Source organism: Streptomyces echinatus (genome assembly GCF_014203595.1).
GTDB lineage: Bacteria > Actinomycetota > Actinomycetes > Streptomycetales > Streptomycetaceae > Streptomyces > Streptomyces echinatus.
Genome location: NZ_JACHJK010000001.1, coordinates 689,755 through 703,746 on the forward strand (window position 1 = coordinate 689,755; position 13,992 = coordinate 703,746).

Annotated in this window: 11 protein-coding genes; 3 read left to right on the forward strand and 8 right to left on the reverse strand. The window is 76.1% G+C overall.

Annotation, left to right across the window (positions count from 1 at the left end; all coding sequences use genetic code 11):
• Positions 1-21: 21 nt before the first annotated feature.
• A complete protein-coding gene (locus FHS34_RS02995; protein ID WP_184960237.1) occupies positions 22-1,437 on the forward strand; it encodes a serine/threonine-protein kinase in 1,416 nt (471 codons plus the stop codon).
• Positions 1,438-1,590: 153 nt separating this feature from the next.
• Here the strand turns inward: FHS34_RS02995 and FHS34_RS03000 are convergent, their stop codons facing one another.
• On the reverse strand, positions 1,591-2,346 hold the full coding sequence (locus FHS34_RS03000) for an ANTAR domain-containing protein (protein WP_184960239.1): 756 nt from the start codon (positions 2,344-2,346) through the stop codon (positions 1,591-1,593).
• A 125-nt stretch (positions 2,347-2,471) separates the two neighbouring features.
• On the opposite strand from FHS34_RS03000, the gene FHS34_RS03005 reads away from it, so the two are divergent.
• Both FHS34_RS03005 and FHS34_RS03010 read left to right on the forward strand, forming a co-directional pair.
• Positions 2,472-2,837 carry an STAS domain-containing protein gene (locus FHS34_RS03005; RefSeq protein ID WP_225817417.1) on the forward strand — a complete coding sequence of 122 codons (366 nt, stop codon included), beginning with the start codon at positions 2,472-2,474 and terminating at the stop codon, positions 2,835-2,837.
• Positions 2,838-2,860: 23 nt separating this feature from the next.
• Entirely contained in the window at positions 2,861-3,814 is a 954-nt protein-coding gene (locus FHS34_RS03010) for an anti-sigma factor RsbA family regulatory protein (protein WP_184960240.1), read from the forward strand.
• 12 nt (positions 3,815-3,826) lie between these two features.
• On the opposite strand, the gene FHS34_RS03015 is transcribed toward FHS34_RS03010, so the two are convergent.
• From FHS34_RS03015 to FHS34_RS03055, 7 genes are all read right to left on the reverse strand, one after another.
• A complete protein-coding gene (locus FHS34_RS03015; RefSeq protein WP_184961319.1) occupies positions 3,827-4,408 on the reverse strand; it encodes a substrate-binding domain-containing protein in 582 nt (193 codons plus the stop codon).
• On the reverse strand, positions 4,390-5,817 hold the full coding sequence (locus FHS34_RS03020; RefSeq protein WP_184960242.1) for a GAF domain-containing protein: 1,428 nt from the start codon (positions 5,815-5,817) through the stop codon (positions 4,390-4,392). The genes FHS34_RS03015 and FHS34_RS03020 overlap by 19 nt, the downstream gene beginning before the upstream one ends.
• Before the next feature lie 22 nt (positions 5,818-5,839).
• A complete protein-coding gene (locus FHS34_RS03025; protein ID WP_184960244.1) occupies positions 5,840-6,877 on the reverse strand; it encodes a rod shape-determining protein in 1,038 nt (345 codons plus the stop codon).
• Positions 6,878-7,035: 158 nt separating this feature from the next.
• On the reverse strand, positions 7,036-10,563 hold the full coding sequence (locus FHS34_RS42180; RefSeq protein WP_225817418.1) for an SAV_2336 N-terminal domain-related protein: 3,528 nt from the start codon (positions 10,561-10,563) through the stop codon (positions 7,036-7,038).
• Entirely contained in the window at positions 10,553-11,587 is a 1,035-nt protein-coding gene (locus tag FHS34_RS03045) for an AAA family ATPase (RefSeq protein WP_184960246.1), read from the reverse strand. The genes FHS34_RS42180 and FHS34_RS03045 overlap by 11 nt, the downstream gene beginning before the upstream one ends.
• A 37-nt stretch (positions 11,588-11,624) precedes the next feature.
• Positions 11,625-13,421, reverse strand: coding sequence for a VMAP-C domain-containing protein (locus FHS34_RS03050; protein WP_184960248.1), 1,797 nt, complete (start codon positions 13,419-13,421; stop codon positions 11,625-11,627).
• A complete protein-coding gene (locus FHS34_RS03055; protein WP_372478562.1) occupies positions 13,418-13,885 on the reverse strand; it encodes a CU044_2847 family protein in 468 nt (155 codons plus the stop codon). Before FHS34_RS03055 ends, FHS34_RS03050 begins: the two co-directional genes overlap by 4 nt.
• Positions 13,886-13,992 lie beyond the last annotated feature (107 nt).

Sequence of the window (13,992 nt, forward strand, 5' to 3'; positions counted from 1 at the left end):
CCGGCCGCCATACTTGTCCGCATGGAACGCATCGGGGGATACCTCGTCGAACGAAAGCTCGGCGAGGGCGGCATGGGCACGGTCTATCTCGCGCGCACACGCGGCGGACGGGCCGTCGCGCTGAAGGTGGCCAAGGCCGAGCTGGCGGCCGACCCGGTCTTCCGGGAGCGGTTCCGCAGCGAGGTCGAGGCGGCCCGCGCGGTGGGCGGTTTCCACACCGCGCCGGTGGTGGACGCCTCCCTCGACGGCGACCCGCTCTGGCTGGCCACCGCCTACATCCCCGGGCCGACCCTCGCCGAGCGGCTCGCCGCCGACGGCGCCATGGACGAACCGCGGCTGCGGGCGCTGGCCGCCGCGCTCGCCGAGGCCCTGGAGTCCATCCACTCCTGCGGCCTGGTGCACCGCGACCTCAAGCCCGGCAACATCATCATGGCCGCCGACGGGCCGCGCGTCCTGGACTTCGGCATCTCCCGGGCCGTGGAGTCCAACCGCCTCACCGCCACCGGCACCGCCTTCGGCACGCCCGGCTTCCTCGCGCCCGAACAGGCGCTCGGCCACGATGTGACCGGCGCCGCCGATGTGTTCGCCCTCGGTGCCGTGCTGGTCGCGGCGGCGGGCGGCAGCGCCTGGGGCGAGGGCACGCCGATGGGGCTGATGTACCGCTCCGTGCACGAGCCGCCGGACGTGACCGCCGTCCCCGCCGCGCTGGTGGACGTGGTCTCGGCATGCCTGGCCAAGGAGCCCGCGGACCGGCCCACGCCCACCGCGCTGCTGGACCTGCTGGACCCGGACCCGGACCCGGGCACGGACATGGGCACGGGCACGGGCACGGAGACGGACCGGCCCGGGACACCGCCGTACGCGCCGACGCCCACCGCGCCCCCGCAGGCGACCCCGGCCTCCGCACCGGCGGTCCCGGTCTCCGTACCGGCGGTTCCCGCGCCCCCGCCGCCCGTCACGCCGCCGCAGGTCGCGGCGCCCGCGTACCATCAGCCCGTACAGACCGCCACGCCCCCGCATCTGCCGGCGCAGCCCGCCACCCCGCCGCGGCTGCCCGCGCAGCCCGTCACGCCCCCGCATCCGTCCGGGCAGCACGCCGTCGCTCCGCCGCCGGCCCCCTACGGCTTCGGGCCGCCGATCCCGTACGGCAACCCGTACGCCGGTCCCGACCCCGAGGTCGTGCTCGCCGACTCCGGCGCCGGCGTGGTCGTCAACGCCGCCGGAGTGCTGCTCGAACTGGCCGGAGCCACCGCCGACTTCCCCTGGAACGAGATCGCGCGCGTCGAACGCAGCTGGCGCGGCCACCGGCTGACCATCACCGTGCGGCTGTGGGACGGCGGTGTGTACTCCTGCGAGCTCAACGCCCGCCGGCAGGCCCGCCTCCGCGCCTGGCTGGCCCAGCTCGACCCGGTCCTCGCCCGGTATCTGAACCGGTGACGGCCGCCGGGACAACCGCCGCCCTCCCCGCGCGACTTGAGCCTGACCAGGCTTGAACCGGCCGTCTCCTGGGCACGGACCCCTTACCGGTGTCCAGCGCCGGCCGGTGTCGGCACAAGGAGGGCGTCATGGACCGTCGTATCCGGGTACGAGTCAGCCGGCGGCCGCCCGCCCCGCGCGGGCAGGAGATCGACCGCAGGACTCCGTCCGGGCGGGTGCTTCCGTACTGAACCGGCCGGTGTGCCGGGCCGTCGCCGCGGCCAGCGCCGTGCGCAGCGCCTCGGGCGGGGCCGGCCCGTCGGGCGCCGCGCTCTCCGTGACCGCCGCCGCCACCTGCCGGAGCTTGGTGTTGGACCGCTGGGACGCCTCCCGCAGGATCTCCCACGCCTGGTCCGGAGTGCAGGCATGAGCCGCCATCAGGACGCCGCGGGCCTGGTCGATCACCGGGCGTGAGTCCATCGCGTGACGCAGCTGCTCTATCTCCAGGCGCAAGCCGTCCAGTTGCTCGGTCCGCTCCAGCGCCACCGCCGAGGCCGTGCGGGCGGGAAGGTCCGCGGGCAGGTCCCCGCTCAGCGGGTCCACCGGGTCCAGACCCATGAGTTCCAGTACCCGGCGCGGCTGCCCCCGCCAGCCGGTGGCCCTCACCGGTACGCCGTGCCGCCGCCCGTACGCGCCGAGCGTGTCCAGGACCGCGAGCCCCGCTGTGTCCAGGAAGGTCACCCCGGCCGTGTCCAGGCCGACCCGGGCGGCGCCCGCCGGCAGCGCGGCCAGGGCCTCCGCGAGGATCTCCGTACAGCCGTGGACCAGCTCGCCGCGTGCGGTGAGGAGGACCCGGCCGCCCTCGCTGTGGACTGCGACCGCCAGGGCGTCCGGCCGCCCGTCGTGCGGTGCGCGTGCCGCTGTGGTCATGTGTTCCGTCCCGGTGCGCCGTTCGTGTACCGCCCCCTCGCCTGCCCCCCGCGCCGGGACCTACACCACCGGGATGACGGGGGCGCATACTGGGCACCCGTGTAGCTGTGCAGTTGGGAGAAGATGTGAGCCCCGAGCCGGCACGGCCCCGGCCGGCCGCCGCCGCGCCGGTGCCCGCGGGGCCGAGGCTTGATGTGTACCCGCTGACCGGGCGGCGAGGATTCCGGGCGGCGGGCGAGGTGAGCCTGCCCACGCGCGTCATCTGGGAGCGTGCGCTGGAGCGGGCCGTTCGCGAGGGCGAGGACGTGTACTACTTGGAGCTTTCCGCGCTGACCTTCGTCGATGTCGCGGGCGCCGGCGTGCTGGCGGACGCCGCCCGGAGCCTGGGCGAGGGGCGACGGCTGGTGCTGCACCGGCCGCCCGGCTCGCTGCCCCGCGTACTGGACCTGCTGTGGCCCGGACTCGCGGGGATCGAGGTGTCGGCGTCATGACGGGGGATGGAGGTGCCGGCGTCATGACCACGGCGCCCGGACCCGCGGACCCGTTCGTGCATCCCGCGCTGTTCTACGGCGACCCCGGGGAGTACCTGGCCGGGACCGTGCCCTTCGTCCGCGCGGCGCTGGCCGCGGACGAGCCGGTCGCGGTCGCCGTCCCCGGCGAGAACCTCCGGCTGATCCAGGACGAGCTGGGTGCCGACGGCGCGGCCGTGCGCTTCCTGGACATGCGGGAGGCCGGCCGCAACCCCGGCCGGATCATCCCGGGCGTGCTGCGCGCCTTCGCCGACGGCCGGCCGCCCGGCCGGCGGGTCCGGATCGTCGGCGAGCCGGTCTGGGCGGGCCGCAGCCCGGCCGAGTACCCGGCCTGCGCCCAGCACGAGGCACTGATCAACGCGGCGTTCCGGGGCCGCGAGGTCACCATCCTGTGCCCGTACGACACCGCCCGCCTCGACGAGCGGGCCCTCGCCGACGCCCACGCCACCCACCCCGTCGTCATCCCGGCGGGCTCCGGCGCCGAGCGTGCCAGCGCGGTCTACGACCCCGAGGGCGTCGTCGCCCGCTACAACGTGCCGCCGGGGCCCGCCCCCGGCGCCGGCCCCGACGTGCTCGGCGTCGCCTTCGACGCGGAGTCCCTGTCCGCCGCCCGGCATCTGGCCACCGGCCACGGCGCCCGGCTGGGCCTGTCCGGCGCGGGCCTGGAGAACCTGGCGCTGATCACCGCCGAGCTGACCACGAACAGTGTGATCCACGGCGGCGGTACGGGCGCGCTCACGGTGTGGCCCGAGGGCGGCCATGTGCTGTGCGAGGTCCGCGACAAGGGCCGCTTCACCGACCCGCTGGCCGGCCGCCGCCCCGCCGCCCGCGACCAGCGCGGCGGCCGCGGGCTGCTGCTGGTCAACCTGGTGGCGGACCTGGTACGGATCCACACCGGCCCGGAGGGCACGACCATCCGCTGCTACCTGGGCCGCTGAGACACCGCCCCGTCACCGCCGCGCCGCTGGGAACACCGCTGCGGAATCCGGGTGCCGGTGCGCCGTCGTGCCGCCCGGGCCGCTCCGGGGTCCGCCGCGCCGGCCGGGCCGCCGGGGCGCCGTCGTGCCGTCCGGGCCGTCGGACGCCGCCGTCACCTCGGGCAGGGGATCGGCGCGGCGGGCGACGTCGAGCAGGGTGCGCAGGGCCGCCTCGGCCGGGCCGAGCCGGGCGCGCCACCGGGCGACGATGCTGACGGGCCGGATTGGCTCGGTCAGCGGCAGCTCTACCAGCTCCCCCTCGCGCAGCTCCCGGGTGACCGCCGGCTCCGGCAGCAGGGTGACCCCGTGCCCGTGCCCGATGAGCCGCAGCAGAGCCGCCAACGACCCCTGGAGCAGCGTCTGCTGGGCCCCGGCCGGCAGATCCCGGCCGAAGCGGTCCACCAGCATCCGCGAGGTGCAGCCCCGCTCGGCAACCAGGAAGTCGTACCGCAGCAGCTGTTCCGGCGTCACCGGACCCCGCCCGGCCGGCGGAGGGGGTGCGTGGCGTCGTTTGGGTGCTGCCTTGGGGTGCTGGTTCAGAGGGGGGCCTGCCAGGTTGTCGGGGGGTGGTTGTCGGTGTGTACCGTCAGGCGTACGGCGGGGCGGCCGTTGGGAAGGGTTGCCGTCGTGTCGACGGTGACCGTGAGGCGGGTGACGTCGGGGCGGCGGGTCGCGGTCGCCAGGGCCCGGCGCAGCGCGGTCAGCAGATGGCCGGCGGTGCGCTCCGGGACCAGGCTGTCCACCGGCCCGAGGAACCGGGTGGACGCCGGGAAACCGAGCACCGCCGCCGCGCCGGCCGTCTCCCGCAGCACCCTGCCCCGCAGGGTGGCCGGGGCTTCGGCCGGCTGCTGCTGGAGCGCGAAGATCGCCGTGCGCACCTCCTGGACCGTCGACTCCAGCTCGTCCACCGCCCTGCTCAACAGGTCGCTCACCACCGGCACCCGGGCCCGCCGCCGCGCCGCCTGGAGCATCATCCCGGTCGCGAACAGCCGCTGGACCACCAGGTCGTGCAGGTCACGGGCGATCCGGTCGCGGTCCTCGTACACCGCGAGCCGCTCCCTGCCGTGCCGGGCGCCCGCGAGGACCAGGGCGAGCGCCGCCTGCGAGGCGAACTGACCGGCCAGGCGCCGTTCCACCGCCGTGTACGGGCGGTCGCCGCGCCGGCGCGGCAGCGCGAGCGTACCGATGAGCTGCCCCTCCGCCTGCAACGGCAGCATCATGCTGGGCCCGAACCGGTGCCGGACATGCGTCGTCATCCGCGGATCGGTCGCCGAGTCCTCGATGAACACCGGCTCACCACCGAGCAGTTGCTCCAGCACCGGGCTGCCCGGCGCGATGGTCGTCCCGACGAGGTCGCCGGGATCGTCGTACGCCGACGCGGTCACGATCTCCATGCCGCCCTCCGGGGTGGGCTGCAGGATCACCCCCGCGGCGGCGTCCGCGAGCAGCCGGGCCCGCTCCGCGACCGTCGCCAGCGCGTCCTGCGCGCTCTCCCCGGACAGCAGCGCCGTGGTCACGGCCGCCGCGCCCTCGATCCACCGCTCCCGCTGCCGGGCCGCCTCGTACAGCCGGGCGTTGCCGATCGCGGTGCCCGCCTGCGTGGCCAGCACCCGCAGCAGCTGTTCGTCCTCGGCGGTGAACGGCCCGCCGCCCCGCTTGCCCGCCAGCCGCAGCCGCCCGAACGGCTCGTCGTCCACCAGGATCGGCACGTCCAGGACCGGCGCGTCCGGGACCGGCACGTCCGGGGCGCCCGCCGGGGCCGCCGGGGGCGGTTCGCCGGTCCGGATCTCGGTGAGGCCGTCCTGGCCGGGATCGGCCGGGCCGAGCGTCGCGTACCGGGCGCCGGTCAGCTCGGCGGCGCCGTCCACGATCCGCTGGAGGGTGGTGCGCAGTTCGAGTTCGGAGCCGACCGAGAGGACCGCCTCCAGCAGCGGCGGCAGCCGGGGAACGGGATCGCCGGCCATACGGCGGTGCGCCCGGTCCCGCTCAGGCGGCCAGCGGGTCCAGGACCAGCGGCTCGATCCGGCCCTCCAGCATGGCGCCCAGGCCCTGGGCCGCGCAGATGTCGGGCCGCTCGGCGATGTGCACCGGCATCCGGGTGGCCTGCCGCAGCATCTGGTCGAACCCCGGCAGCAGCGCCGAACCGCCGACCATCATGATCCCGCGGTCCGCGAGGTCGGCCACCAGGTCGGGCGGGCAGTCCCGCAGCACCCTGCCGATGCTGTCCAGGACGGCCGTCAGCGGGGTCTGGATCGCGTCGCGCACGGCGGCGGTGTCCACGCGCACACTGCGCGCGAGCCCCGTGACCACGTCCCGCCCATGGATCTCGGTCGACGCCGGGCCGTGCGGGGTGAGGCCGTTGCCGGACAGCGCCAGCTGCAGCGGCCGTACCGACTGGCTGGGCAGCATCAGCTCGTGCTCGTGCCGCAGGTGCTGCACGATCGCGTGGTCCACGGCCTCGCCGCCCACCTGGATCCGGTCGGCGGTGACGATGGAGCCCAGCGAGAGCACCGCGACCTGGGTGGCCGCCGCCCCGCACACCATGATCATGGTGGCCTCGGGCCGCTCCACCGGCAGCCCGCACCCCACCGCCGCGGCGATCAGCGTGTCCACCAGCTCGACCCGCCGCGCCCCCAGCCCGACCAGCGTCTCGATCGTCGCCCGCTGGGCCAGCGGATCCGCGTCGTGCGGGGCACAGGCCGCCGCCCGCAGCCGCGGCTTGCGGCGCAGCATCCGGCGCATCTTGTCGCCGAGCAGATGCCGCAGCATGCGCTGGGCCATCTCGATGTCGACCACCGTGCCGCCGGCGATGGGCCGTACGACCTTGATGTAGTCCGGGGTGCGCCCCGTCATCTTCTCCGCGAACTCGCCCACGGCGATGAGCGCGCCGGTACGGGTGTTCACGGCGGCGGCCGAGGGCTGGTCCACGACCAGACCGGCGCCCCTCACGTACACCCGGGTACGGGCCGCGCCCAGGTCGACGGCGAAGTGGCACCGGCGCAACTGCTCCAGGCTGACGGTCACGGCAGATCCTCTCGAGTGCGCGGGCCTTGGGGCCCCTCCGGATCGGCGGGCCCACTGGCATCCTGCCGCGTGGCCGGGAGCGGGCGCCTTCTGTGGGCGGCCGGGCGGGGCGCCGCTGAACGGGCGTATTTCGGGGCCGCTTCGGTGTGTCGTCCACGTCAGACCGTGCGGGCGGCCTCCAGCAGCGGTTCGAGGGACGAGACGGTGACCTCGCTGCCCTCCTCGCGCAGGCGCCGGCGCCCGGACGTGGTGGGGGCGTAGCCGACGAAGCGGAGCCCGAGCTGCTGGGCGGCGGTCAGCTCCGCGACCGAGGAGCTGATCAGGACGCCGCTGCGGGCGGGGATGTCCAGGACGTCCAGGGCCCGCAGCAGGCAGTCGGGGTGCGGGGTCAGCAGGCCCAGGTCGTCGCGGCGGCCGTGGACACCCGCGAGGGGCAGCCGGTGGGGTTCCAGACAGCGATGGACGGCCGGGGCGGACACGTCGGTCACCACGCTGACGCTGCGGCCGGACCGGTGCAGGGCGCGGACCAGCGCGAGGGATCGGTGCGTCGTGGGCGCGTCGGGTACGGCGGCCAGTTCCAGCTCGTCGAGGCGCGCCCGCAGCAGCGGGCCGAGCCGGTCGTGCGCGAAGGCGCGCAGCAGGTCCAGCGGATGCGTGAAGGCCTCCCGGCCGGCGGGGCCCGCGATGGGCAGCGGCCGGCCTGTCAGCGCGTCCTGCGGGTCGCGGTGGTCGGCCACGACCGACAGCAGGTCGAGGACCGCCTCCCGTGCCGTGTGCGCCGTGAACAGCCGGGCGAGGGGTCCCTCGAAACCGATCAGCACCGTCTCGGCGCCGGTGAGGAGGGCCGACAGCCGGCGGCGCGACGGAACCGGCGGCTCGGCGGCCGGCTCGGGCGCCCACTCGGGGACCAGCTGCACGGTGTACGACACCGTCAGCCCCGGCACCGGCCAGTCGTCCACCTCCGCGTTCACCGCCCGCTGGGCCGCGCCCGCACGGCGCAGCGGATGACGGCGGGTGACGGGGGCCGCCGCGGCGCACAGGTGCTCCAGCAGGAGGGCGGGGACCCCGGTGGCCTCGCCCCGGACGAAGGCGACCGGATCGGCGACGCGCCAGGACAGCATCACCGCGGCCTTGAACGCGCCCTTGCCGGAACTCGGCAGGGACACGATGTGGCGGGTCTCGTGCGGGGTGAGGTCGACCGAGTAGTACGTCTCCGGGCGGGGCGGACGCGCGCCGTACGGCTGGATCGGGTCGAGCAGGGTCAGCGGGCCGTCGGCGCGGGTGTGGACGACGGCCGTGCGGCCCGGGGTGGGGACACCCAGCTCGTGCAGGTCGTGGGTGATGAACGGGCCCTGGACCAGGTCACGTTCACCGGGCTCGGCGGACCGGGACCCGAGCGGGCAGTACCAGGCGGCCGGCGGGCTGTCCGGGGCGCTGTCGGGGAAGAGCGGCCGGAAGCGCTGTGAGCGCTGGGCGGCGGAGCTGGCGGCGAAGGCGTCGTACAGCGCGGGCGGCACGACGACCAGGACGTCGGCGGTCGCTCGCGGCGGCGGGACGGACGGCTGTCCGAACGTCACCCGCAGCCGCGGCGGATCGGCCAGCCGGGTGAGCGCCTGGGGGAGTTCCCGCAGGACGGCGACGAGGACGGGCAGGAGATAGGCGCCGGGCTCGACGCGCACCAGGTAGCCGTCGGGGCGGACGTCCATCTCGTACTGGCGGGGGCCGAGGGAGCCGCGCACGAGGATCTCGTGCACCGCGGCCTCCAGGGTGATGCGGGCCTCCGGGCGGCCGGTGAGTTCGTCGGCCTCGAAGCGGATCTCGGGACGGCCGACGGGCACCCCCACGGACACTCCGGCACCGGCACCGGGTTCCGCGGCGACTGTGCCCTGGGCGCCGGTTCCGGCTTCGGGTTCCGCGACGGCTCCGCCTTCGGCGCCGGTTCCGGGTTCGGGCTCGGCATCGGTTCCGCCGCCGTCCGCCGAGAGCCGCCGTACGCTGTCCTCGCTGACCAGGGCGAACGGATCGCCTTCCGCGGCCGTCCCCGCACCCCGCGCGGACGGCACCGACGCCTGGAACTCGCCCGGCGCCCGGCCCGCCCGTCGGTCGATGAACTCGCCGATGCGCCCCAGGAGTTCGGAGGTACGGTTGCGGTCGGTGCGCGGCAGGCCGAGCAGCAGCAGCTCGCGGACGCCGTCCCGGAACGCGTAGGAGCCGGGCGATCCGCCGGGGACGGCGGTGAGCATGCCGCTGAGAACGACCTCGGCCAGGTGCTGGGGGCGCGGATCCGGTTCGACCGCGGCCTGCACCAGGCGCATGACCGGCAGGTCGGGGCGGCCCACCGCGAGATGGCCGGCCAGCCGGAACGCCTCGGGCGAGGCGGTCGCGCGGAACCGCAGCACCAGCTCCTCGGCGGACAGCGTGCCGACGTCGGTACGGTCCTCGGCGTCCGCCGGCAGCGGACGGCCCAGTGCGGCGACCGCGCCGGGGAACTCCGCTCCTCCCGGGGTGGTGAGCAGCGCGGCCCAGTGCGCCAGCCACCGCGGCTCCGGCTCCAGCACGGGAAGGGGGACGGCACCCCCGGCCACGCCGGACGCGAGCCGTCCCCGCGGCTCGTACCATCCGTGTCCCTCGTGCCACCCGTGCTCCTCGCACTGCCCAGGGCTCTCGCACCGCCCGTGCCCCTCGCACTCCCCGGGGCTCTCGCACGGCCCGGGCCCCTCGCACCGCCCGTGCGCCTCGTACGGGGTGAACGTGAGCGCCGCCGTGGGGGCCGCCGGACGCGGGGCCGACAGGCGGCCGGGGACGGTGGGCAGGGCCGTGTCCCGCCACAGGTGTTCCGGGAGCGGCTGCACGACCGCCAGCGGCATCCGGCGCGCCCAGCGGTGCAGGGTGGCGTACCAGCGGGTCCCGGCCGGGCCCTCCCGCCACTGCGGGCCCATGCAGTCGCTGATCAGCAGGGTGACGGTCCGGCCGTCGGCGGGGGCGAGCGCGTCGGGACCGCGCACCGTGCCGTCGGCGCCGGCGCGGTACAGCACGACCGTGCGGAACGCGCCCGACTGGGCCAGCACCGTGTGCAGTTCGCGGACCAGGGGGCGCCAGACCGGCATGGTCGGGCCGGTGTCGTACACCAGGTTCAGGCGCAGCCAGCGCTCCCGCGCGGGGCGCAGGACCGGCAGCCACCACGCGGGGTCGGCGCCCAGCCGGGCGATGCGGTCGGCGGTCGCCCGTTCGTCCAGTTCGTGGCCCACGGGCGCGTCGATCCGGCGGCCCAGCGGGCGCAGCGAGCGCTGCAGCGCGAGCGGATGGCGCAGCATCGGCGGCGCCGGGGCCAGCAGGATCCTGTGCGGCCGGTCCGCCGCCGGGCCGGGACCGCGGGAGGGGAGGTGCAGGGGAACGCGGGAGGGCGGCGCGGGCGCCGGGTCAGCGGGCTCCGGCGGGGACGGCCGGGGCGGCGGCACCGGAGACGGAGGCGGCGGCGGGGACGGGGACGGGGACGGTGGTGCCTGCTCCGGGGGCTCCCCGGGCATGCCCGGTCCGAGGCCGTCGGTGCCGGGGCCCATGTGCCGGGCCAGCCACAGCAGTTCGGCCAGTTCGAGCGGGGTCGGGTGCGCCCCGTCGGCCGCCCCGGCCAGTACGTCGGCCAGGCGGACCAGGGGATCCCGGGAACCGGGGCGCTCAGAAGACATCGGACTGCACGGCCCGCCCCAGGTACGGCATCAGCTGCTCGGCCAGCCGGTCCAGGGAATCGGTGTCGAGGTCGGCGGAGCGGGCCAGGTAGATCGCGTTGAGGAGCTGGTCGGTGGCCAGGTCGCCGACGCCCGACCGGGACAGGAAACGGTCGATCAGGGTCCGTGCGTAGGAGTCGGGTTCACCCAGGTGGGCTCGGACGATCTCGGCGAGGTGCCGGTCGTCCGGCTGGCGCAGGTGCAGCGTGACGCAGCGGCGCAGGAAGGCGGGCGGGAACTCGCGCTCGCCGTTGCTGGTGAGCACGACGAAGGGGAAGGCCCGGCAGCGGACCCGGCCGCGCGCCACCGGGACCCGCTCGTCGGTGCCGTCGGCCAGCACCTCGGCGACGCCGTCCGGTGCGAGCCGGGCGGCGCGCACCAGCTCCGGGATCTCGTACTGGCCCTCCTCCAGCACGTTCAGCAGGTCGTTGGGCAGGTCTAGGTCGCTCTTGTCGATCTCGTCGATGAGCAGCGCGCGGGGACGGGCGTACGGCAGGAGGGCCGTCCCCAGCGGACCCAGGCGCAGATGGTGCTCGATGCCCGACCGGTCGTCCGCGCCCCGCGGCCCGTCCTGGCGGGCGGCCTCCTGCCGGGCCGCGTACAGCCGCGAGAGCGGGTCGTACTGGTAGAGGCCGTCGTGCAGGGTGCTGCGGCTGGTGATGTTCCAGCGCAGCACCGGGCCCAGCCCGAGCTCCCGGGCGACCGCGTACACGAGCGAGGACTTGCCGGTGCCGGGCGGCCCGGTGACCAGCAGCGGTCGCCGCAGGTACAGGGCCGCGTTGACCAGCTGGACCGTCTCCTCGGTGGCCTGGTACGTCTCGGCGCGGTGGGTGCGGTCGGGGGAGACGGCGGAGGCGTCGGCGGCCGCGTCCGGCGCCGGGAGCACCGGCCCGCCGTCGAAGGCCCGCCAGGGCGGCGGGGCGGGGAGCTCGGCGATGCCGTCGTGCGGCTCGTTCGTACCGGTGTAGACGGGCCACAGGGGCATGGGTTCTTCTTCTCCGTGGGGGCGGTCGTACGGTCGGTCAGGCGACGGGCGAGTGCAGGCTGGCGGTGGTCTCGGGGAAGCAGCGCGGGTCGTCCCAGAGCAGCTGCAGGTCTCTCGCCCAGTGCTGGTCCGGTTCGTCGGCGGCGTCCGCGGTCAGCCGCAACGACAGGATGTGCCGGGGGAGTTCGGCGGGCGGGACATCGGCGACCGAGGCGGTGAGCCGGTCCAGGAACGCGGTGCCGGTGCAGGGCGGATCCCCGGGCCCGGCGCCGGGGCAGGAGGCGTCCTCGTGCACCGCGCAGCCGGGGCCGCTCCGGGGCCACAGCAGGACCGGCACGGGCACGGTGAGACCGATCTCGAAGTGCCGCCGTACCGCCGCGGGCGGGGCCGCGAAGCCCGCGAGTCCGGCGTCGCCGTCCCACAGCCGCTTCCGCAGGCTCGGCGGTCGCTCCTGGGTGCCGCACTCGACGCGGTGCAGCTCGACGCCGCCCCGGGAGTCCAGCTTCTGCCACTTCTTGCGCAGCTGGTGGCGGAGCCGGCCGCTGTGGTGGCGTGCGCGGTCGGTCACCACCAGGGGGTAGGCACAGCCGAGGGGTGTGCTGTCGTCGGCGCCGCACTCCCAGTGCGCCACCGCCTCGTTGAGCCACTCGCGCGGCAGGACGAACGTCACCAGCTCGTCGGCGTCCGGGGCGAGGTGGGCGACGGCCTCGTCGATACGGCCCTGGACGTAGTCCCGCACACCGGTGCGCGGCAGCCGGCGGGCGCCCACCGGCCGGCGCCGTCCGTCGCGGTACGCGGACACCTCGACCGTCACCTGGTCGGGACCGGCGCCGCTGTGGTCGATCTCGACGACGACCGGGGACCAGGCCGGCGTGTCCGGCGCGGCCGGCGATCGGGCCGGTTCCGTCGATTCCGCCGAGGCAGCGGGGGCCGACGGGGACGGCGACGCCGACGGGACCGATGCCTCCGGATGTCGTAACGCCGTTACGCCGTCCAGCAGTTCGCGGAGCCGGTCGGTGAACCGGTTCAGTGCCTCCGGGTCCGGGACCTCCCACTGCACATAGCCGGCGGCCGCCCACAGGGTGGGGAAGCCGCCGGGCGGCAGGGGCGGCCCGAAGGGGCCCACCGCGTCCACGTACACGCGGTTCGGGTCGCACGCCCCGTCCGCGCCGGCCGCGGCCCGGCGCAGCAGGGCGTAGAGCAGCCGGCGGGTGTCGCCGCGGTGGCCCGGGGTGGGCACCAGCTCGCCCAGTTCGGGCCAGTGCCGGGCCAGCACGTCCAGCGGCAGCATCCGGCCCTTGCGCATGTCCGGCGCCTCCAGGGCCGCGGTGACCAGGCCGGCCACCGTGCCGTCCGGCAGGGTCGCCGCCGCCCCGCTGAAACCGCCCGCGAGCGGCTGCCCGTGCCCGTTCCACGCCACCAGCTCCAGCCATTCGCCGGCGATCAACTGGCCGGAGACGGCCTGGTACTCGGCGAGCGTGCCCTCGTCGTAGCCCTCCGGGAAGCCGTACGCGATCAGCTTGGGGTACGGCTCGGTGTACGCGGCGTCGGGGGGCGCGAAACCGGCCGGGGCGAGCGGCACGTCACGGTCCAGTTCGAGCACGGCGACATCGCCGGGATCGGTGACCTCACCCGCCCAGCCGCCGTGGGCGACGACCGAGGCGGACAGCTCGCCCAGCTCCCTGGCGTGCGGAAAGCTGACGGTCACCGCCGCGCTGTCGCTCCATCGGACGACATGGGCGCAGGTGAGCACCCGGCGGCCGGTGACCAGGAAGCCGGCCCCCACCTCGTCGCCGCAGGCGATCCGGGCGTGCCACGCCGCGTTGCGCCTCACCGGTCGGCGGACTCCGGATCCGGCACCGACGGCGCGGGCACGGCCGGCGCGGGCACGGCCGGCGCCGGTGTGGCCGGCTCCGCCGCGGCCGGTTCCGGCGCGGCCGCCCCCGGGGTCTGTCCCGGGGCCCAGCTGAGCTTGACGACCAGGTGGCCCTCGGCCGACCCCTTGGCGATGACGGCACCGGCCTCCGCCGACAGCCGCACGCCGAACTCGATCTCCACCGTGTCGGGACGCAGGCTGCCGTCCCGGAAGACCCGCAGCGCGGACGCCGCCGCCGCGCGCACGCCGTCCAGGGCGCCCTCGAAGGTGCGCGCCGCCTGGGCCGGTCCGTCGCCGCGCGAGACCAGGCGGGCGCCCGACCTGGTGCCGACGCCCTCCACCACGACGAGCGCGCCGTCCTCGGTCCTGAACTCCACCAACCCGTCCATGGCGACGCCCGCTCCCCCTCGTCCGTGACTCATGACAACTCCTATGTTACGGACGGTGCTTCGGGTGTCACATCGTCCAACGGGTGTGGCAAGAGAGTGACCTGGGTTGGCGAGAACCCGCCAGGGCGCCTTTCCGTCAG